The sequence below is a fragment of the Larkinella punicea genome (assembly GCF_003334855.1).
GTDB lineage: Bacteria > Bacteroidota > Bacteroidia > Cytophagales > Spirosomataceae > Larkinella > Larkinella punicea.
In genome coordinates this window covers 19682-39477 of sequence record NZ_QOWE01000027.1, presented here as the reverse complement: position 1 = coordinate 39477, position 19796 = coordinate 19682, and the positions used below count along the sequence as shown (strand labels likewise).

The window sequence follows — 19796 nt, the reverse complement described above, 5'->3', positions numbered from 1 at the left end:
AATTCGACAAAACAAATCCCTGTTCATCCTGGCAGATGAATGATGATGCGCATCAAGGGAAAATTCCGGGCCGACTGTGTAGCCGCACTTTCGGCCTTTTTTTGGTAGCTGTTGGTTACTTCATAGGGTTCAGGGTGGGTTAAAGTGGGTCAAAAGAAGAGGGGTCGCAGCCGACACCCGTGATGAGAATGCGGTTTCCCTGCACTTCATACTGCGCATTGATCGCCCGGCACAACAGTTCCAGTTTGCTGTAGAGCGGCTGGTGGGTGATCTTTCCCGTAAACCGGCAATGGGTCAGGGAGTCGTTGCCGATCACCATCTCAATACCGTACGTTTTTTCGAGTTGCTTCAGCACGTCTGGCAACGTGCTGTTGTCGAAGGCAAACGTGGCCGGTTCGGGGCGGATGGCAGTCTGGATCGGTTCGGGCTGATCGATCAAGCCGCGGGTCAGGCGGTTTTCATCCAGAAAAATGGTTACTTTCTGATTGGGCGTCAACACCACCGACGCTTCCCGGACGTCGGCGTTTTCCGTTTTTGGCGTAGACTGCTGATTCTTTTTAAACACCGCCACTTTGCCGGTATGAACCGCCACTTCCACGGTCGGCGCATTGGTGGGGGCTGTGATCCAGAAACTCGTTCCCAAAACGCGCGTTACGATGGCACCGCTGTAGACCAGAAACGGACGGCTGGCGTCTTTGTGAATCCGGAAAAAAGCCTTTCCGTTGAGCCAGATTTCTCGTTTGTGGGGCACCGCCTGGGTGGCATAGCGGATTGTACTCTGCGGTTGCAGGTGAACGATGCTGCCGTCTTCTAGTTCGATGATCAGGGGTTTAGCGGTTTTATTGGCTTGTTCGACGAAACCATTCCCGGCAGCAACCGGACTATTTTCTATCGTTCTGGGTGCTGACTGATACCGGTAGAAAACCAGGGAGCCAAAACCGATGAGCGCAACAACGGCCGCAGCCGCCACCCACCGCCGGAACCACGGCCACCGGAGTACGTTCTCCTCTCCATCCGAAGACGCTGCAAGATCATCAGTCGTTTGTAAATCAATCTGATGCCACAGTTTTTTCTTCAGCTTCTGCCGGTCTTCTTCGCTCAATGCCAGTGCGCTGCCGGTTCCCAGTTGATCATACCAACGATCGATCAGCCGGATTTCCGCGTCCGTGCATTGGCCGGCGTTGTATTTCGTAAGCAGTTGGGCGAATTCTTCTTTTTGCATGGGCCGTTGACGCTGTCATGTACTGCGTATGTCGATCAAGGCCCCGGTTTACCCTAAATGTTTTTATAAAATAGGGGATTGTTTATATAAATAAGCCCAATTTGGCGACATATTATTTCTTTAGTTCAATTGACGTCTCGATTTCAAAGCCACATCCCTGAGGGCGGGTTAACTCCTTTGGCACTATTTTGTAAAAAAATGGTAATTTGGTCTTTCTTTAATCGACGCGGGTGCACACATGTCGGCAGATTTACGACTTTCTTCGCTGAAAGAGTGGGATGATGAGCAGGTACTGAGGGCGTTAACCGATGGCAATCGGCTGGCGCTGGCGGAACTGTATGAGCGGTATTGGTATGCCCTTTATCGGGTTGCTTTTCAAAAAACGAAATCGCCGGAAATGGCCGAAGAACTGGTGCAGGATTTATTCGTTCAGCTTTGGCAGAAACGCGAGTCGCTGGCCGTTCGCCGGGTCGATTATTATTTGTTCGGGGCCTTGAAATATTCGATCATCGATGCCATCAAAAGCCGCATCGTTCACGAGAAATTTCAGGAATACCAGCAGTTTTTTGCCCCGCAGGCGGATTTTTCGACTGAAGACCAACTGTCGTATAATGACTTGCTGGGAACGATCGAAACCGAGCTGCTGAAACTCCCGCCCAAAACCCAGGAAGTGTTCCGGATGAGCCGTTTCGAAGGCCAGACCATCCCGGAAATTTCGCGAAAACTCGCCCTGACCGACAAAGCCGTCGAATACCACCTTTCAAAGGCGCTCAAATTGCTCCGTACGCAACTGCGGGATTATAGTTTTGTGCTTTTTTTGATGATGATTTGCCGGTAGGGTGTCTCCTTCTCCCGGCCTATTCCCGTTCACCCCGGTATATTCGCGTTCACCCCGACATATTCCCGGCCTCCCGGATTTCATCCGGCCCCCGTCATATCCCGGCCCCACGGATTTCATCCGGCCCCCGTCATATTCCCGGCCCCACGGATTTCATCCGGCCCCCGTCATATTCCCGGCCTCCCCGGATTTCATCCGGCCCCCGTCATATCCCGGCCTCCCCGGATTTCATCCGGGGCTATTGATGTAAGCCTTTCAGGCTTGGTTTTTTGGGGTTTTTTATGGGGGATTTGGGGCTGCTGAGTGGATGGGGCGACTCAATATGTCTTTGTCATATCCGACGGAATGTGCAGGATGAAGCTCGCCAGATTCTGGTTGGCTTTGTCGGGTTTCGCCACGTCCGGAACCTCAACCGACGCGATGGTCACGATTTTGAGATCCGGCTGTTTTTGGCGCAGATACCAGATAATTCCTTCAAAATGGTTGGAATGGTAAGAACCGTTGAAATGCAGAAAAGTAGAGCCGGTTTTGCGGTTTTGCAGGATAAAATGCGCCATCGTCGCGTCTTTGATGGCCTGCGCACGGGCAAAATTGGCGGCCTGGTCGGAGGGCTCTTTGCGGGCGGAGGTCGAAACCGCATCGCCGTGCATCATGTCCAGCATGGCTTTGTAGCCGGGCAGGGTCAAATCGACGGTCAGGGGCAGGGGAGCTATCCAGGCTTTTTGGGCCGCCGGAACCGTATCGAGTGACGCCAGACCCTGACGCGCCACGGCGCTGGCGTACCGTCGAGGAACATTCGTTGCCACCACCGAAAGTTTGTGTTCCCGCGCAAAATCGACCAGCGGGCGGTAGTCGGTTTTGTAATTATTCCAGAGCCGCGCCTGTTTGGGGAATTCCTTGTCCGTCGTTTTTCCGGAAACGTAATCCGACAATGCTGTCTGGTTATCCGCTTCAAACATTTCGGCGCCCAGCATCAACTGTTCTTTTTTCTGCTCATACAAATCTTTCGTCAACTGCAATTCCAGCCAATGGCAGATCGGATTATTGTGCAATTCACCAAAAAAGACGATATCGGCCTCCCCGGCCTCTTTCAAAACTTTCTGATAACTTGTGGTTTTCAGTTTCTGGGTGTAAAACTGGTAAGCCGGTTTATCGCTGGTAAAGGCAAAACAGGGAAGGAGGAACAGGAGCAGGTATTTCATCGCAGGTTGTTTATTTAGACGCAATATAAACAAGGATTTTGAGTGCGTCATTAAAAAAGGTTATTTCGCAGAGTTGAGCGGAGGAAATCAGAGTTAATCAGAGAAAAACTCTGCGTAACTCCCTTTACCTCCGCTCAACTCCGCGAAATAACCCGTTTTTAACTCTAAAAGATTACAACTCCCGAATCCAGATGTTCCGGTAGCCCACCGGATTGCCGTGGTCCTGCAACAGGAGCGGTCCTTTGCCGTGGGGTTGCAGTTTCGGATACCCGATGTATTCCGTCGTGCCTTTGATGTTGGTATTGTTCTGCACCAGAATACCATTCATCAAAACCGTCACTTTACCCTGTTCCAGCATCATGCCGTCTTTGTTGAACCGGGGCGCAAAGTAGATGATGTCGTAGGTCTGCCATTCCCCCGGTTTGCGGCTGGGGTTGACCAGCGGAATTGCCTGTTTGTAGATGGAACCCACCATCCCGTTTGAATACGTCGGGTTGTTGTAGCCGTCGAGTACCTGTAACTCGTAGCGACCCTGGAGGAAAATACCGCTGTTGCCGCGTCCCTGTCCGCTGCCTTCCACTTTTTCCGGCGTCCGGAATTCGATGTGAAGCTGGAAATCCTGGAACTCCTGCTTGGTTCGCAGGGAAGCCCCTTTGGCCGAATACATGGCTCCGTCCCGGATCGGCCAGGGATTGGACCCTTCCGTAACGCCGTTCCAGTTGCTTGCGCTATACCCATTGACAGACACCCATTTGCTGCCATCTTTGCCGTCGAATAACACGATGGCGTCGGAAGGAGCCGTGGTGCCGGAGGCCGTAGCGGGCGACAAAACACCCGGTGTGACCACGCGTGGAACCGGTTCCCAGATTTCAGACGATTCCGGATTTTGTTTGGGTTTCTCCTGAGCTACTGCCCATTGGGCCAGCCCCAGAAGCAGGGCAAAGGCTAAAGTACTTTTTTTCATTCGTAAAAATAGGATTGTGTGAACAATGATTTGCACGAAATACCGCCTTCAAAGATAGCGAAATGTCAACGCATTGCCCGTTTTACCTCCATAACTTGCATTCTAATGTTACTGATTCCGAAAGAGTAGAAAAAAGATAACTCATCCAGCGTTCAAAACCGTAGGAAGGTCATTGTCAAGATTTTAGGAGGGAAGACGATTTTCTTTTGAAAAACCGGTTCTGAAAAACACGTTGTTCATACTGCCCCCAACCCCCTGAAGGGCAGGGCTGTTAAGTTCTGGAAATTAGGATCGTTGAAGTTAGCAATATCGATCCGCTTTTCGCCCCCAACCCCTTAAAGGCCGGGCGGCCGGTGCCGGGCTAAAACATCCGGATTTCGAAGCCCGGCACCGGCCGTCCGGCCTTTAGGGGGTTGGGGGCAGTACGGAACCGGCCAATTGTTATTTCAGGTAGATTCTTGAAAATTGTGATCGAAATTTGAGGTGCCGGTAATGTAAAATTGTATATTGAAAAAATACTGTTTCACTGGGAAGGGAATCTATTTTTTAAAAAATTTAAAATATGGTAACTTTCCGACTCAAAATAAAACCTAATGAAGTCAACCTCTATGAACACAACGTTCGCCCGTTTGGTGATGGGTGTCGGGTGGGTCTTTAGCATCGGACTGGTGATGGCCCAGCCGAAAGCCGACCAACCAGCGGCTCTTCCGCTCAACGATTTAAGTGCTTTTCAAAAACCGGGCAACAACTGGCGGATCGTCGGTGATGTGACGGCCGATCTCAACCAGAAGGATGTTCTGAAAAGTACGCCGGGAACCGGCATTCTGGCTAATCTGCCCGCCAAAGACGGGAACATCGATCTGGTGTCGAATTTTCAACACGGCGATGTCGATCTGGATCTGGATTTTCTGATTGCGAAAGGATCGAACTCCGGCATTTATTTGCAGGGTCGCTACGAGATTCAACTGCTCGATAGCTGGGGAACCAAAAATCCCAAAGCGGGCGACAACGGCGGTATCTATGAACGCTGGGACGACGCCAAACCCGACGGACAGAAAGGATACGAAGGCCACCCGCCCCGCCAGAACGCCAGCCGCGCACCCGGTTTGTGGCAGCACCTCAAAGTGTCGTTTCAGGCACCGCGTTTTGATGCCAGCGGTAAGAAAATTGAGAACGCCCGCATGTTGCTCGTCGAACTGAACGGCGTAGCGATTCACGAAAACGTGGAACTCTCCGGCCCAACCCGGGGGGCGCTTGGCAAAGACGAAGTAGACAGCGGACCGCTGCGGATTCAGGGTGACCACGGGCCGGTAGCGATTCGGAACATCATCGTGAAGAATTACGACAAACCGCGTCCGGAACTCATGAACCTGAAGTATGCGGTTTACAAAGGAAGGTTTGACAAAGAACCGGATTTTAGCAAACTGCCGCCGGAAGCGCAAGGGTCGTCGGTGATGCTGACCGCCAACGTCACCCGGATTCCGAACGACTTTCTGATTCGGTATACCGGTACGCTCCGTGTGAAAGAAGCCGGTGAATATGCCTTCAACCTCGGCGCTGCGGGTGGTGGCGGCATGATGAAAATCAACAACAAAGCCGTGATCACGCCCGGCGACCGCCGACAGCGCGGCAGTGTTACCCTGCCCGCGGGCGATGTTCCGTTTGAGTTGTTGTATGCCAAAATGGAAGACTGGGCCAAACCGTCAATTGGGCTGGCCGTAACGGGCCCCGGTATTCGCGAATACGTCATCAGCGACGCCAGCGGAGCTACCAATGGCGATCCGACCGACCCGATTCTGGTCGATGCGTCGTCCAACACCATTCTGCGGAGTTTCATGGATATGCCCGGTTACAAAAATGCCCAGGGCCGTACGTTACGGGTCGTTCATGCGGTTTCGGTGGGAAGCCCTGAGCAGGTGCATTATACCTACGACATGGACAACGGCACGCTGGTGCAGGTGTGGCGGGGTCAGTTTCTGGATTCGACGCCGATGTGGCACGAGCGGGGCGATGGCTCGTCGCGCCCGATGGGCATGGTGCAGCGGCTGGGTGCGCCGGTGCTGGGACTTGCCAAACTGTCGTCGCCGACAGCCGCCTGGGCCACCGACACAACCGGCAGCGGTTTTCGGACGAGAGGCTACGTGCTCGATGAAAGCGACCGTCCGACGTTCCGCTACCAATCCTACGGTGCCACCGTTACGGATGCCATTCGCGTGCTGGACAACAGCCAGGGCGTTCGCCGGGAAGTGACCATTCAAAACCCGTCCGCGGATCTGTATGCCCGGCTGGCCGAGGGCAGCACGATTGCTCCGCTGGAAAATGGGATGTACCTCATTGACGGAAAGGCGTATTACGTACGGATCGACGATGCCGGGGGCGCGACACCCGCTGTCCGGAAGGTGGGCGACCGCCAGGAACTGATTGTTCCGGTGAAGGGGAAATTGACTTATTCGATCTTGTTTTAAATCCTGATGAAACCAATGTATACATCCATTCTTCGCCGGGCGGTGGTTGGCACGATGCTGTCAGCGGCTGCTTTTTCGGTGGGTTGGGCGCAGGAATCGCCCAAGGAAGAAGATTTTTATAAAATCCTGAAGGTGTCGGCACCGGAGGGGACGTTGCTGGAAGTCGGCGGTCTGGCCGTGCTTCCGAATGGCGATCTGGGCGTAGCCACCCGTCGGGGTGACATTTTTATCGTCGAGAACCCGACCAGCCGTCGTCCTTTCTTCCGGAAATTTGCCTCGGGTCTGCACGAAGTGCTGGGTCTGGCCTACAAAGACGGTGCGCTATACTGCGCCCAGCGCGGTGAACTCACCAAACTGGTCGATTCGAACAAAGACGGCAAAGCGGACATCATCGAAACGGTAACCAACATTCCGGTATCGGGTCACTACCACGAGTACACGTTCGGCCCGAAAATTGCCCCCGACGGTTCGTTTTTTATCTCGGGAAATGTGGCGTTTGGTGACGAAAAATGGTGGGCGGGCGAAAGTCGCGTCCCCTGGCGGGGCTGGATCATGCACATCACCAAAGACGGTCAGATCGAGCCTTGGGCAACGGGCGTTCGGTCACCAGCCGGTTTGGGCATGATCGACGGGGAGCTGTTTTACGCGGATAACCAGGGCGACTGGATTGGTTCCGGTGGTGTTTGGCACGTGAAAAAAGGCGCGTTTATGGGCCATCCGGCGGGTTTACGCTGGAGTGGAGACCCAAAATCGCCGGTCAAACTGACGCAGGAGCAACTGTACGCGAAGATCAACCCGCGCGACAACCGCGACGAGCGGGGCCGGGCTATTAAACCGGAGAACGTGGTGGACGAAAAATACGTCACACTGTTCGAGATGAAGAAAGAGTTTCCGGAAATTCAGTTGCCCGTCGTCTGGCTGCCTCACGGCGTTCAGGGGATTTCCAACTCGGAAATTGTCCAGATTCCCGAAGGTTCATTCGGGCCTTTTACGGGGCAATTGCTGGTGGGCGATCAGGGCCAGAGCAAGATTACGCGCGTGTTCATGGAAAAAGTGAACGGCGAATTTCAGGGCGCTTCGATCGATTTTCGCAGCGGTTTTCGCTCGGGCGTGTTGCGGATGGCGTGGGCCAAAGACGGCTCGCTGTTTGTCGGCGAAACCAACCGGGGCTGGGGCTCGGCGGGAGAAGCTGATGAAGGCTTGCAGCGTCTGACCTGGAACAACCAGATGCCGTTCGAGATGCGGGCGGTTCGCGCCATGCCGGACGGTTTTGAGGTGGAATTCACCACGCCCGTCGACCGGAAATCGGCGGAGGATCTGGCTTCGTATTCTGTCGAAAGTTTTATTTACAAATACCACCCGGTGTATGGTAGCCCGACGGTAAACAAAGAAGCCTGCGCAGTGAAAGGGGTGAAAGTGTCGCCCGACGGACTGAAAGCCCGCGTGATTGTCGATAACCTGCGCCAATATTACATCCACAACCTGACGCTCGACGGCGTTCGGGCGGCTGAGGGCTCGTATTCACTGGTTCATCCAACGGCGTATTACACGCTGAACAACATTCCGGAAGGCCAGAAACTGGCGATGACGGGCGTTAGCACGTTCAACTCGGCGGCTTCCAAAGCGGTTCCGGCCAAAAAGGGCATTCCCGCGAAACCGGGCGTAAAAGCGGGTGCGAAAACAACGGCGGTTTCCGGTGCCAAAACCGGCACGCTGGTCGCCAAAGCACCGACGTTCGAGGAGGTAAAACCGTTGCTAAACCGCCATACGTGTTCGGCTTGCCACAATGCCGAGAAACGGCAGGTAGGCCCGGCTTTTGCCGATGTGGCCAAAAGAGGGTATTCAAACGAGAAAATCGTCGAGCTGATTTACAATCCGAAACCGCAGAACTGGCCGGACTATTCGACCGAAATGCCACCCATGCCGCAGGTTCCGAAAGCCGACGCGCTGAAGATTGCCGCCTGGATCAACTCGCTGTCGGGTGGAAAAACCGCAGCCGCGAAAAATGCGGATCAGCCTTAAGGAGTTAAGAATGAAGAGTTAAGAGTTAATGCGTCAGCCAACTCTTAACTCTTCATTCTTAACTCCTTAACTATTTAAAAAGCCCGGCCAAAGTGGTCGGGCTTTTTGTTTCCGGGGTATTGATCGGTCGTTACAGCGTACGACGGCGAATCGCTCCGGCGGATTTCCTTCAGTTGGTACCACCAACCGGTTTGATGGGGATGGCGATGGAAGCCATGTCCCAGGCAATCGACACTTGCGAATCGGTTGGGGTGATCGTCAGTTTTTCAACCGGTGTTGCGTTGGTTTTGGCCGGAACCTTGATCTGGGCAACGTCTTTTTTCTTCAATTCGACACCTTTTACGGGATCGATGTAGTCATACGCGCCCCACTGGCCCAGTTTGCTATTCAAAATAACCGTCCATTCTTTTTCGTCAGGAATGGTGAAGAGGGTGTAGGTACCGGCTTTTACCATCTTGTCACCAAACATCACGTCTTTGGCAAATGTAATTTCGGTGGCTTCATCAGCACCTGTACGCCATACTTTACCGTATTTCTCCAATCCGTCGGCCCCAAAAATCACCCGGCCCCGCTTGGAAGGCTGGCCATAAACGACTTTTACGCTTTTACTGGGGCTTTCAACTTTTAGGTGTGGACTTTTTGCCTGTGCAAAAACAAGGGTGGAGGTTGCTGTAATCAGCAACGCCAGACATACTAATAATCCCTTTTTCATAGGTAATAGAAAGTTATTGGTGAATGATTCATCACAAAGAAAACAAAACTTAGAGCAAAAAGATACCGCAAAGGTTTAATCGGCGGATAAAATACGTTAAATGGTCTGTCGAAATAGTTCAAGCGGGTAAACAAATACTACAAAAAAAATCGGTCTGCAGAATCTCTTTTGTGTTTCCGGACGTTTGGTTTTCCCTTTGCCGTGGAACCGTTTACCTTTGTGCTTCTTTTGAGAATTGCTATGCCGCTGATTACCCCGTCGGATTACCGCCCGCCCGCTCATTTGTGGAACGGACATTTGCAAACCATTATCCCGGCTTTGTTCCGAAAAGTCAGCGCATCGTATACCCGCGAACGGATTGAAACCCCGGATGATGATTTCCTGGATCTGGACTGGAGCCTTTCGGGAGTTAAGCGTTCAGAGTTAGGAGTTAAGAGTGGTAAAGAACTCTTAACTCCTAACTCTGAACGCTTAACTATCCTTTCCCACGGTCTGGAAGGCGATTCCCGGCGGCAGTATCTGGCCGGGATGGTTCGGCATCTGACGGCTAACGGGTTCGATTGTCTGGCCTGGCATTACCGCAGTTGCAGTGGCGAAATGAACCGGCAGGCGCGGTTTTACCACCTTGGCGAAACCGGTGATTTGCAGTTGGTGATTGATTACGCCCTGCAAAAAGGCTACCAACACATTAACCTGATGGGGTTCAGTGCGGGTGGTAATGTGACGTTGAAATATTTGGGGGAGCAGGGGGAAGCGATCCATCCGGCCATCGAAAAAGCTGTGGTTTTTTCGGTGCCGCTGCACCTGACCAGCGCATCGCGCCGACTGGAAGCCTGGGATAGTCAGGTCTATAACCAGCGGTTTAACAAGACGCTGAAGCGCAAAGTTTTTGAAAAAGCCGCCCTGATGCCGGGTGTCATTCAGACGGAGGGATTGCAAAAAGTCCGTACTTTGCGGGAGTTTGACAATCTGTTTACGGCTCGCTTACACGGTTTTCGCGATGCGGAAGATTATTACCAGCAGAGCAGCGCCTTGCCCTACCTGACTAAAATTGCGATTCCGACTTTGATTGTTAGTGCTAAAAATGACCCTTTTTTGTCGCGCGAATGTTTCCCGGAAGAACTGGGTCGCCAACTGCCCAACGTCTGGATGGAATTTCCGACCCAGGGCGGCCATTGCGGATTCACACCCGCGGGGTCTAATAAAACCGTGTACTGGTCGGAAGAACGGGCATTGCGGTTTTTGAAAACTACTGACTAATTCGCTTATGATTGCGCAACAGGCCGTTATTCAACAGTTTTTTACCAATCAACCTGTACTCCGGGCGTACTTGTTTGGATCGCAGGCACGGGGAGAATCCCAGCCGGAAAGCGATATCGACATTCTGGTCGAACTGGATGATCGGGTCGATATTTTTCAGTTTGCCAACATGAAAATTCAACTGGAAAATTTGTTAAAACAGGAAGTGGATTTGGTTTCAGCAGGAGGTCTTTCGCCTTACATCCAACCCTTCATTGACCGGGATAAATTGCTGATTTATGAAAGGGAACGTTAGCGAAAAAGCCCGACTTCTTCATATGCTGGATGCAATAAGGTTGATTCAGGAGTTTACTGCCGGATTGACCTACGAGCAATACATGGAAGATATAAAACTGAGATTGGCACTGGTCAAGTTGTTGGAAATTATTGGAGAAGCGGCCAACTTTGTTACGAAAGACACACAAACTAAATTTACCGAAGTCGAGTGGAATACCCTCTACGTGGTGAGGAATATTCTGGTTCATGAATACTTCGGAATCAATTATGATATTATTTGGCAGGCAATTATAGACAAAATTCCGACGCTGAAAATCAAAGTAGAAAGTGTTTTACAGCAATTGTCTATTGATAACGGGTAATCCTCAATTATGTTAACCAAAACACTCGAACAGACGTATTTCGTCATTGACTTCGACAGCACTTTTACCAAAGTCGAAGCCCTGGATGTACTGGGAGAAATCTCCCTGGCGGGTCACCGCGACCGGGAAGCGATTCTCGAAAAAATCAAGATCATCACCGACCGGGGCATGTCGGGCGAGATTTCGCTGTCGAAATCCATCGAATTGCGGCTCGAACTGTTGCAGGCGCACCGGGATCATTTGCCTGCGCTGATTGAAACGCTGAAGACTGAAATCTCGGACTCGTTTCAACGGAACCGGGAATTCCTGGCGGAACATGCCGACCAGATTTACATCGTGTCGAGCGGTTTTAAAGAATTTATCGTCCCGATCGTGACGTCGCTGGGCATCAAGGAGGAGAATGTATTTGCCAATACGTTCGTCTACGATGCCGCCGGCAACATCGTGAGCTGCGATTGTGAAAACCCGCTCTCGACCGACAAAGGAAAGGTGAAGCTGATTCGGGACCTAAAGCTCGAAGGTGACATCTATGTCATTGGCGACGGCTATACCGACTACGAAATCCGGGAGTCTGGTCTGGCCAACCGGTTTTACGCCTTTACCGAGAATGTCCTGCGTCCAAAAGTTATCGAAAAAGCCGACCATGTGGCACCCTCACTCGACGAGTTTTTATACCACAACAAGCTGAGTCGCAGCCAGTCGTATCCCAAAAGCCGCATCAAAGTTCTGTTGCTGGAAAACGTACACCCTGTAGCGGTGAAACTGTTTGAGGGCGAAGGATTCAATGTGGAAATTCTGAAAGGGGCGCTGGATGAAGACGAACTGATCGAGAAAATCCGGGACGTTTCCATTCTCGGCATCCGTTCCAAAACGCAGGTGACCAGCCGCGTACTCGAACACGCCAACAAACTGATGTGCGTCGGCGCGTTCTGCATCGGTACCAACCAGATCGACCTGAAAACCTGCACCGAAAAAGGCATTGCGGTTTTCAACGCGCCTTACAGCAACACCCGCTCCGTGGTCGAACTGGCCATCGGCGAAATCATCATGCTGGTGCGGAACATTGTGCCGAAAAGCAATAAAATGCACGAAGGCGTTTGGGACAAATCAGCCAAAAATAGCTTCGAAGTCCGGGGGAAAAAACTGGGTCTGGTGGGCTACGGCAACATCGGCACCCAATTGTCGGTGGTAGCCGAAGCACTGGGTATGGAAGTGTATTTCTACGACATTGTCGATAAACTGGCGCTGGGGAACGCCCGCAAATGCAAAACCCTGGACGAATTGCTCGCCATTTCTGACTTCCTCAGCCTGCACACCGACGGTCGCGCCAGCAACAAAAACCTGATTGGTGCCCGGGAGTTTGCGCTGATGAAAGAAGGGGTCATTTTCCTGAATCTGTCGCGCGGCCACATTGTCGACATTGCGGCATTAGTGGATGCGATCAGGAGCGGGCACGTAGCGGGTGCGGGGATCGACGTGTTTCCGTATGAACCGAAAACCAATAATGAAGAGTTTATCAACGAGTTACGCGGTTTGCCGAACGTCATTCTGAGCCCGCACATCGGCGGTAGCACGGAAGAAGCGCAGGAAAACATCGGTAATTTTGTGCCCGGAAAACTCCTGGAATACATCAACAATGGCAGTACGTACGGTAGTGTCAATTTCCCGGAAGTGCAGTTGCCGTTGTTGAAAGACTCGCACCGTTTGTTGCATATTCACGCCAACGTGCCGGGCATTCTGGCGAAAATCAACGCTATTTTTGCCAATTACCACATCAATATTCAGGGGCAGTACCTGAAAACAACCGAACAGGTTGGGTATGTGATTACCGACATCGCCAAGGATTATTCGGACGAAGTGGTCAACGAACTGCGGAATATCGATAATACGATCAAATTCAGGTTGCTGTATTGATCCATGGAAAACGGATGGGAGAGGAAGTAAAAGGGAAAAACACGGAATGGCCATCATCAAAAGTGATTCTCATGGCCTTTTCTTCTCTTTTGCTTTCCTTGGCAGCCGCGCCAAAGTTTTATACCATTTACAAACGAAAGCAGATTCAGAAAGATCAGGCATTTGCCGTTGGAACCATCTCCCGGTTTAAATACGAAAGAGGAAGAGCCAGAGATGTCTACCGGGTAGAGGTCCAGTACAATGTTGACGGAAAGTTGTTTACGGGTAAATGCCGGGCTTTCTGGTCGCTTAGGGAGTGGCAGCTAGACTCGTTGCTGGAGGAGAAATTGCCGGTAGTTTATGAGAAGGCAGACCCTTCGAATAGTGTTATACTCTCAAACGAAGAACAGTTTGGACATTTCGGACTTGCATTTCCGGATAGCTTGATTTGGACCAGGCAGTATTTTTATTGATCAATTATGAAACAAACCTACTTCACCGCCGGACCAGCGGAACTGTACCCCACTGTATCCCAACACCTTCAAACGGCGATGGATGAGCAGATCGGGTCGATTTCGCACCGGAGCGCCAAGTTCCGGAGTATCTATCAGTTTTGTGACGAACAGTTGCGCGAGCTACTGACGATTCCGGAATCGCACGGGATTTTCTTCACCGGCTCGGCTTCTGAAGTATGGGAACGGATTCTGCTCAACTGCGTCGAGCACGAAAGTTTTCACCTGGTGAACGGGTCGTTTTCGAAGAAATTCTGCGATTACGCAACGGCTTTGCAGAAATACGCCCACAAGCAGGAAAAACCGTTCGGCGAAGGGTTCGATTACAGCGAGATCGAGGTGCCGGAATATGCCGAACTGATTGCGGTGACGCACAATGAAACCAGCTCGGGCGTGCAGATGCGGCCGGTCGACATTCATAAGCTGAAGCGCAGTCACGCTAAAAAACTGATTGCGGTCGATATGGTGTCGTCGGCACCGTTTCCCGATCTGGATTTCTCGCTCGTCGATACGGCTTTTTTCTCCGTTCAAAAAGCGTTTGGTCTACCCGCCGGTTTGGGCGTGTGGATTGCCAACGAGAAATGCCTCGAAAAAGCCGAAACCCTGAAACACGGTGATCAGCACATTGGCGCTCACAATAATTTGCCCATGCTGTGGAAAAACTACAAAACGTACGAAACACCGGCTACGCCCAACGTTCTGTTCATCTACCTGCTGGGTAAAATTGCGCAGGATTTCAACCGGATCGGCGTCGAAAACCTGCGGAGAGAGACGGAAGAAAAGGCGAAAATGCTGTATAAGTTTGTGGAAAGCCACCCGCAATTCTCGCCTTTCGTGAAAAACGACCGGCACCGTTCGCGGACGGTGGTGGTAGCCAATACGCAAAAACCATCTTCTGAGATCATCAGCAAAGTCAAAGAATCCGGAATGGTCGTGGGCAGTGGCTACGGACAGTTTAAAGATACCCAGATCCGGATTGCCAACTTTCCGGCTACCGATGTGGAGCAGATCGGCCGATTGATCGAGGTGTTGGGGAAGATCTAATTTTTGATAAATGCGAATAGCACCGGTTTTGGCCAGACCATCCTCACAAAACGCAGGGATGGTCTGGCCAAAACCGGTGCTATTCGCATTTAAATAAACTTTATTCCCGCAAGCTGGTTTTACATAAACAACTCAGCGTAATTCCATGAAACCGTACTCTAACCGACTTGGCCTCTTGATTGTTCTTTGCCTGTTTACAACCGTTGTTGTACAAGCGCAGGAAACCGATACCCTCCGACGGGATGTTCCCACCGCCCCATTACCAGATACGACGTATCGCTCCCGGGAAGTATTTTCGGACGTAAAGCCTTCCTATTTCAGACGGCCTGGCTTGCCGTGGTTTCAAAGGGGAGCCTTCATGCTGGGGGCCGCCCTGGGTTTTGCCACGGGAAAAGGACAGGGGTTGTACACGGCTTTTAATCCCCGAGCCAGCTATTTCGTTCAACAGGGCCTATCCGTCGGCCTGCGGGGCGCGTTTGAAAGCCGGGCCTCCACCAGCTACCGCGCTAATTCCGGGGGTGCCTTTGTGCGCTATTACCCGGTTCGAAACAACTTTTACGTCTTTGGGGAAGGCGGTTTTAACATCGGGAAATTCCGTTCCAGCGATGTCGGTCCCAACGATCGCCGGGGCTTCAGCAGCCTGAACATTGGCCTGGGTCTGGGTGTGAAAGCGATGGAAAAGCTGAGCTTCGAACTCATGATCGAGAACAACTACTACGACAAGGCCCCGGTATTTGCGGGCCACAACCGCGGCCCGCAAATCAAACTGGGGGCCAATCTGCACTTTGGCCGCTAACGAACTTACCAAACCCGGGTTTGATCCACTTCCGGCTTATACATTCGTTCCCCCGCTTTGACGTTAAAAGCCTGGTAGAAGGGCGCGAAGTTGCTCAGGGGGCCATTGACCCGGTATTTCGCTGGTGAGTGTGGATCGACCTGAACGTAAGCCCGCTGGGTTTCATCCCGGATTTTGATGCGCCAGACTTGCGCAAAGCCCAGGAAAAACCGTTGCTGGGGCGTGAAACCGTCGATTTTTTCATCACTTTTACTCTGATCGGTCAGCTTAAACGCATCGAAGGCGATGGCTAATCCGCCGAGATCGGCCAGGTTTTCGCCCAACGTCAAACGTCCGTTGAGTTTCAGGTTGTCCAAAACCGTGTAGTTGTTATACTGATCGACTACCTGATTGGCTTTGGCCGTAAACTTATCGGCATCCGACTTTTGCCACCAGTCGCGCAAGTTCCCCTGAACATCATACTGACGGCCCTGATCGTCGAAAAGGTGCGTGAGTTCGTGACCGATCACCATGCCGATGGCGCCGTAATTGATGGCATCGTCGGCGTCTTTATCAAAGAACGGAAACTGCAGAATACCGGCCGGAAACACAATTTCGTTGAACGACGGATTGGCGTAGGCATTCACTTCGGGCGGAGTCATCAGCCATTCGGTGCGGTCGACGGTTTTGTCGATTTTGGCAAAACTTTCTTTCGAGGCATGAATGCGGGCTGATTGCACATTTTCAAAATAAGCATCCCGTTTGACGGAAACATCCGAATAATCTTTCCATTTATCCGGGTAGCCAATTTTATTCATGATCCCGTCCAGTTTGACCAGCGCAATTTTTTTGGTTTCCGGCGACATCCAGTCGAGTTTTTCAATCCGGTTCCGATAGGCTTTCTGAAGGTTGGTGACCAGCGTAAGCATCCGTTCTTTGGCTTCGGGTGTAAAATATTTTTTGACCCACAACTGCCCCAACAATTCGCCCAGATAGGCATCGACATTTTGGGAAATCCGCTTCCACCGTTCCGACTGAACGGGTTGTCCGTAGAGCGTTTTGCTGTAGAAGTCAAATTTAGCCTGTACAAACGGGCGGCTCAACAAAGACGCATTGAAGTCGATGTAGCCAAAAGCCGCTTTGTCTCTGATGACGTCGATGGGCGTCGCGGGCAGGGCCGCACTCAGGGCCTGGTAATATTCCGGTTGCCCCACCAGAACCGTATCGGTTTTCACCGTCATGGCGGTCAGAAACGACTTCCAGTCGATGTTGGGCGTACGTTGATTCAGTTCGTCTATCGACAGTTTGTGGTAGTTTTTGATCGGGTCGCGGAGGTCGGCTGCGGCTTTGTGGGCCTTTGCCAGGGTGGTTTCAAACGCCAGAATACCGTCGGCTTTTTTCCGGGCCGTCGTTGAATCCGTGCCGGTTAGCACAAAAAGTTTGGTGACGTAGGCTACAAAAGCCGCCCGGATTTTCTTCGTTTCGTCGTCGGTTTTGAAATAATACTCTTTCTCCGGTAAACTCAACCCGCTCTGGCCGAAACTCAGCCGGTTGATTGTACTCTGGCGGTCGTCGGGTCCAACGCCCATGCCGAACAAAACGCCCCCCCGGTTGATTTCGTCGGAGGCCATGTAAATCAGGGCTTCCTTGTAGTCTTTCAGACCCGCAATTTTCGCCAGCTCGGCTTTCAGAGGTTCATAACCCCGTTTTTCGATGGCAACGGTATCCATACCGCTGGCGTAAAAATCCCCCACTTTCTGCTCGACACTGCCATTAGCGGCTCCGCTGGCGGCTGCTTCGTCCAGGATGGATTTCGTTTTTTTCTGATTTTCCTCGTGAAGTTCGTAAAAGGAGCCCCAACCGGTCTGGTCTTCCGGGATTTTGGTGTTTTTTACCCAACTTCCATTGGCATACGAAAAGAAATCATTGCCGGGAACGACAGTGGTATCCATGCCCGATTTGTCGAAAAATACCGTGCGGGCGGTTTCATCTTTTTCAGTTTTACAGGCCGTAAGCCATACCATTCCGCCAACAGCCAGCAGGAGAGATTTTGGGAGTTTCATACACTAATTTGTTCGTTGACTCAAAGAGAAAGAGGTAAAAGTAGCTTTTTTACTATTGTCTATTCCTACCGTAAATTGGGTGATATTGACCGTTTGTATAATTTCGGGCATTGGGGCCGGTAGTGCTCTCATGGCTACCCGTTTAAGCCGGTAACCACTGGAAAAAGAATCAATTTGGTTCTATCTTTACGACGGTTTAAAACAACTGCCTCTGAATACGTCACTTCTTTCCGGCTTCCTGCCTGGACTGGTTTATTGATTGATTAGTCCGGATAGCGCATCACCATTCGGGTGGTGTGATATCCTATTGTCTTTATTTTCAATCATTTACCAGTTACCGCAATGACTTCTCTTTTTTCAACACGCTTGCAATTAATTCCATTGCCCCTGACGAGCCTTGAACAACTGGCGATCAGCCGGACTACCCTGGAAACGGCCCGTGGATTAGAAATTTCGAACCTTCGCCTTAGTGGTGATCACGATTTCATGGCAGAGTTCGATGAAGCACTGCCGCAGTATATCATCCCGCAGGTCAAAGACCACCCTGACCACTGGTTTTGGTATACCCACTGGCTGGTCGTCCATCGTGAATTGAACCTGACCATCGGTGGGATTGGCGTGGCCGGAGCACCGGATGCTACGGGTCAAACGATGATTGGCTACTTTATGGATCAAAAGTTTGAAGGCCGGCAGTTTACCACCGAAGCCGTTGCCTGTTTTCTGGACTGGATTTTTCAACATCCGGATGTGAAGGCGGTTGTAGCCGATACGCCCACCCAGCACCTGGCTTCGCAGCGGGTGTTACAAAAGAACGGTTTTCAGTTGGTCGGTGCGGTGGAAGAGGGTGTGCGCTGGGAACGACGCCGTTCGCAACCGTTGGTTCAGGTGTAGCGCCAGGCCCACCAGATCAGGACGCCCTGCAACGGAAGCCGCCCCCAGCGTATCCAGGCCGGTATGGACGAAAATTTGTCAGCCGTCGCCATGTACAGATTAGCCGGGAAAATGGCGATCAGCAGCAGAATCAATCCCCACGCAGCCAGCGACCGGGTGACCGGAAACAGCAGGCCAACGCCCAGCGCCAGTTCGGCAATACCGCTGAGAATCACCATCAACGGGTGGTAGGGAACGTAGGGGGGCATGATGCGGAGGTAGGGTTCGGGGCGGATGAAATGCAGGATTCCCGACACGATGTAGACTGCGGCAATGGCGTAAAGACTCAGGTTGTTCATGAACGGGGAAAGCGATTTTGGGGTGAACAACCTGGGTTTTGAATAAATCCTGAACGATGCATTTACTGGAGAATTTGGAAAGAATTTGCTGAATTTTCTAACAAAAAGGACGAAGTACAGGTAGATAAGTCAGGAGAAACGTAATTGATTGGCAACATGATGAGTCAAGATAAGGAATTTACCGGAAAAGTAGCACTGGTAACCGGTGCCGGTTCGGGAATTGGAAAGGCGGCAGCCCTGCTACTGGCCCGAAACGGCGCAAAACTGGTGGCCTTGGGCCGAACGGACAGCGAGTTGCAGGAAACCGTGCAGGAAATTCAGCAGGAGGGAGGAGAAGCCATCGCTTTGCTGGCCGACATTTCAAAACCGGAGGACATGCAAAAGGCATTTGAAGCCATCAAAAGCCAATTCGGCGGTTTGCACATCGTTTTTGCCAATGCGGGTATTAACGGCGTCTGGGCGCCCATCGAAGATCTGGAGCCGGACGAGTGGGACAAAACCATGAATATTAACCTGCGCGGCACGTTTCTGACCGTCAAATACGCCATTCCCATGCTGAAAGAAAAAGGCGGTTCTGTCATCATCACGGCTTCGGTAAACGGTACGCGGATTTTTAGCAATACGGGTGCCACGGCTTATTCAACCACCAAGGCCGGTCAGTTGGCCTTTGCGAAAATGGCCGCGCTGGAACTCGCCAAACATCGCATCCGGGTGAATGTTGTTTGCCCCGGCGCCATTGATACCGCCATCAATGACAGCACCGAAAAACGCAAACTGGAGTCGGCCCGGGAACCGGTCGAATTTCCGGAAGGCGTCATTCCGCTGACGGACGGCGAACCCGGCACCAGTGAGCAGGTGGCCGAAGTGGTCGCGTTTCTGGCTTCCGACCGGGCCAGCCACATCACCGGCACACCCATCTGGATCGACGGCGGGGAGTCGTTGCTGATGGGTTGATCG

At 51.9% G+C, this 19796-nt stretch carries 18 protein-coding genes; 12 read left to right on the top strand and 6 right to left on the bottom strand.

Annotation, left to right across the window (positions count from 1 at the left end; translation table 11 throughout):
- Positions 1 to 139: 139 nt before the first annotated feature.
- Positions 140 to 1222 carry a FecR family protein gene (locus tag DUE52_RS26615; RefSeq protein ID WP_114409126.1) on the bottom strand — a complete coding sequence of 361 codons (1083 nt, stop codon included), beginning with the start codon at positions 1220 to 1222 and terminating at the stop codon, positions 140 to 142.
- A 238-nt stretch (positions 1223 to 1460) separates the two neighbouring features.
- On the opposite strand from DUE52_RS26615, the gene DUE52_RS26610 reads away from it, so the two are divergent.
- Positions 1461 to 2060 (top strand): RNA polymerase sigma-70 factor, encoded by a 600-nt coding sequence (locus tag DUE52_RS26610; protein WP_114409125.1) that lies wholly within the window; start codon positions 1461 to 1463, stop codon positions 2058 to 2060.
- A gap of 317 nt (positions 2061 to 2377) precedes the next feature.
- Here the strand turns inward: DUE52_RS26610 and DUE52_RS26605 are convergent, their stop codons facing one another.
- Both DUE52_RS26605 and DUE52_RS26600 read right to left on the bottom strand, forming a co-directional pair.
- Positions 2378 to 3262, bottom strand: coding sequence for a ChaN family lipoprotein (locus tag DUE52_RS26605; RefSeq protein ID WP_114409124.1), 885 nt, complete (start codon positions 3260 to 3262; stop codon positions 2378 to 2380).
- A gap of 172 nt (positions 3263 to 3434) precedes the next feature.
- A complete protein-coding gene (locus DUE52_RS26600) occupies positions 3435 to 4226 on the bottom strand; it encodes a 3-keto-disaccharide hydrolase (RefSeq protein ID WP_114409123.1) in 792 nt (263 codons plus the stop codon).
- A 608-nt stretch (positions 4227 to 4834) separates the two neighbouring features.
- Between DUE52_RS26600 and DUE52_RS26595 the strand changes: the two genes are divergently transcribed.
- Positions 4835 to 6691, top strand: a complete 1857-nt coding sequence (locus DUE52_RS26595) for a 3-keto-disaccharide hydrolase (protein WP_229312321.1) — start codon at positions 4835 to 4837, stop codon at positions 6689 to 6691.
- A 15-nt stretch (positions 6692 to 6706) separates the two neighbouring features.
- Positions 6707 to 8713: a c-type cytochrome gene (locus DUE52_RS26590; protein WP_229312320.1), complete on the top strand. Its 2007-nt coding sequence runs from the start codon at positions 6707 to 6709 to the stop codon at positions 8711 to 8713.
- Positions 8714 to 8882: 169 nt separating this feature from the next.
- Here the strand turns inward: DUE52_RS26590 and DUE52_RS26585 are convergent, their stop codons facing one another.
- Entirely contained in the window at positions 8883 to 9425 is a 543-nt protein-coding gene (locus DUE52_RS26585; protein WP_114409120.1) for a DUF2911 domain-containing protein, read from the bottom strand.
- 240 nt (positions 9426 to 9665) lie between these two features.
- Between DUE52_RS26585 and DUE52_RS26580 the strand changes: the two genes are divergently transcribed.
- From DUE52_RS26580 to DUE52_RS26550, 7 genes are all read left to right on the top strand, one after another.
- Positions 9666 to 10685, top strand: a complete 1020-nt coding sequence (locus tag DUE52_RS26580; RefSeq protein WP_114409181.1) for a YheT family hydrolase — start codon at positions 9666 to 9668, stop codon at positions 10683 to 10685.
- A 7-nt stretch (positions 10686 to 10692) separates the two neighbouring features.
- A complete protein-coding gene (locus tag DUE52_RS26575; RefSeq protein ID WP_114409119.1) occupies positions 10693 to 10980 on the top strand; it encodes a nucleotidyltransferase family protein in 288 nt (95 codons plus the stop codon).
- Complete coding sequence (locus tag DUE52_RS26570) at positions 10964 to 11323, top strand: HepT-like ribonuclease domain-containing protein (protein ID WP_114409118.1); 360 nt, start codon at positions 10964 to 10966, stop codon at positions 11321 to 11323. Before DUE52_RS26575 ends, DUE52_RS26570 begins: the two co-directional genes overlap by 17 nt.
- A gap of 9 nt (positions 11324 to 11332) precedes the next feature.
- Positions 11333 to 13237: a phosphoglycerate dehydrogenase gene (gene serA / locus DUE52_RS26565; RefSeq protein WP_114409117.1), complete on the top strand. Its 1905-nt coding sequence runs from the start codon at positions 11333 to 11335 to the stop codon at positions 13235 to 13237.
- 14 nt (positions 13238 to 13251) lie between these two features.
- Positions 13252 to 13689, top strand: coding sequence for a hypothetical protein (locus DUE52_RS26560; protein WP_114409116.1), 438 nt, complete (start codon positions 13252 to 13254; stop codon positions 13687 to 13689).
- A 6-nt stretch (positions 13690 to 13695) separates the two neighbouring features.
- Positions 13696 to 14772 carry an aminotransferase class V-fold PLP-dependent enzyme gene (locus DUE52_RS26555; protein WP_114409115.1) on the top strand — a complete coding sequence of 359 codons (1077 nt, stop codon included), beginning with the start codon at positions 13696 to 13698 and terminating at the stop codon, positions 14770 to 14772.
- Between the two features lie 145 nt (positions 14773 to 14917).
- A complete protein-coding gene (locus DUE52_RS26550; RefSeq protein ID WP_133299954.1) occupies positions 14918 to 15568 on the top strand; it encodes a putative outer membrane beta-barrel protein in 651 nt (216 codons plus the stop codon).
- A gap of 5 nt (positions 15569 to 15573) precedes the next feature.
- Here DUE52_RS26550 and DUE52_RS26545 read toward each other — a convergent pair whose 3' ends face one another.
- On the bottom strand, positions 15574 to 17610 hold the full coding sequence (locus DUE52_RS26545; RefSeq protein ID WP_114409113.1) for a M13 family metallopeptidase: 2037 nt from the start codon (positions 17608 to 17610) through the stop codon (positions 15574 to 15576).
- Between the two features lie 342 nt (positions 17611 to 17952).
- Here DUE52_RS26545 and DUE52_RS26540 point away from each other — a divergent pair, with 342 nt between their 5' ends.
- The gene (locus DUE52_RS26540; RefSeq protein ID WP_114409112.1) at positions 17953 to 18501 is read left to right on the top strand and encodes a GNAT family N-acetyltransferase; all 549 of its coding nucleotides are present in this window, start codon (positions 17953 to 17955) and stop codon (positions 18499 to 18501) included.
- On the opposite strand, the gene DUE52_RS26535 is transcribed toward DUE52_RS26540, so the two are convergent.
- Positions 18492 to 18839, bottom strand: a complete 348-nt coding sequence (locus DUE52_RS26535; RefSeq protein ID WP_114409111.1) for a DoxX family protein — start codon at positions 18837 to 18839, stop codon at positions 18492 to 18494. The genes DUE52_RS26540 and DUE52_RS26535 overlap by 10 nt on opposite strands.
- A gap of 156 nt (positions 18840 to 18995) precedes the next feature.
- On the opposite strand from DUE52_RS26535, the gene DUE52_RS26530 reads away from it, so the two are divergent.
- On the top strand, positions 18996 to 19793 hold the full coding sequence (locus DUE52_RS26530) for an SDR family oxidoreductase (RefSeq protein ID WP_114409180.1): 798 nt from the start codon (positions 18996 to 18998) through the stop codon (positions 19791 to 19793).
- Positions 19794 to 19796 lie beyond the last annotated feature (3 nt).

Excerpts from the sequence above, each read along its gene's own strand:
- DUE52_RS26575 (WP_114409119.1), top strand. The coding sequence starts at position 10,693 with ATGATTGCGCAACAGGCCGTTATTCAACAGTTTTTTACCAATCAACCT.
- DUE52_RS26555 (WP_114409115.1), top strand. The coding sequence starts at position 13,696 with ATGAAACAAACCTACTTCACCGCCGGACCAGCGGAACTGTACCCCACT.
- DUE52_RS26535 (WP_114409111.1), bottom strand. The coding sequence starts at position 18,839 with ATGAACAACCTGAGTCTTTACGCCATTGCCGCAGTCTACATCGTGTCG.
- DUE52_RS26580 (WP_114409181.1), top strand. The coding sequence starts at position 9,666 with ATGCCGCTGATTACCCCGTCGGATTACCGCCCGCCCGCTCATTTGTGG.
- serA (WP_114409117.1), top strand. The coding sequence starts at position 11,333 with ATGTTAACCAAAACACTCGAACAGACGTATTTCGTCATTGACTTCGAC.
- DUE52_RS26595 (WP_229312321.1), top strand. The coding sequence starts at position 4,835 with ATGAACACAACGTTCGCCCGTTTGGTGATGGGTGTCGGGTGGGTCTTT.
- DUE52_RS26545 (WP_114409113.1), bottom strand. The coding sequence starts at position 17,610 with ATGAAACTCCCAAAATCTCTCCTGCTGGCTGTTGGCGGAATGGTATGG.
- DUE52_RS26590 (WP_229312320.1), top strand. The coding sequence starts at position 6,707 with ATGTATACATCCATTCTTCGCCGGGCGGTGGTTGGCACGATGCTGTCA.
- DUE52_RS26560 (WP_114409116.1), top strand. The coding sequence starts at position 13,252 with ATGGGAGAGGAAGTAAAAGGGAAAAACACGGAATGGCCATCATCAAAA.
- DUE52_RS26570 (WP_114409118.1), top strand. The coding sequence starts at position 10,964 with ATGAAAGGGAACGTTAGCGAAAAAGCCCGACTTCTTCATATGCTGGAT.
- DUE52_RS26585 (WP_114409120.1), bottom strand. The coding sequence starts at position 9,425 with ATGAAAAAGGGATTATTAGTATGTCTGGCGTTGCTGATTACAGCAACC.
- DUE52_RS26605 (WP_114409124.1), bottom strand. The coding sequence starts at position 3,262 with ATGAAATACCTGCTCCTGTTCCTCCTTCCCTGTTTTGCCTTTACCAGC.
- DUE52_RS26540 (WP_114409112.1), top strand. The coding sequence starts at position 17,953 with ATGACTTCTCTTTTTTCAACACGCTTGCAATTAATTCCATTGCCCCTG.
- DUE52_RS26615 (WP_114409126.1), bottom strand. The coding sequence starts at position 1,222 with ATGCAAAAAGAAGAATTCGCCCAACTGCTTACGAAATACAACGCCGGC.
- DUE52_RS26550 (WP_133299954.1), top strand. The coding sequence starts at position 14,918 with ATGAAACCGTACTCTAACCGACTTGGCCTCTTGATTGTTCTTTGCCTG.
- DUE52_RS26610 (WP_114409125.1), top strand. The coding sequence starts at position 1,461 with ATGTCGGCAGATTTACGACTTTCTTCGCTGAAAGAGTGGGATGATGAG.
- DUE52_RS26600 (WP_114409123.1), bottom strand. The coding sequence starts at position 4,226 with ATGAAAAAAAGTACTTTAGCCTTTGCCCTGCTTCTGGGGCTGGCCCAA.
- DUE52_RS26530 (WP_114409180.1), top strand. The coding sequence starts at position 18,996 with ATGATGAGTCAAGATAAGGAATTTACCGGAAAAGTAGCACTGGTAACC.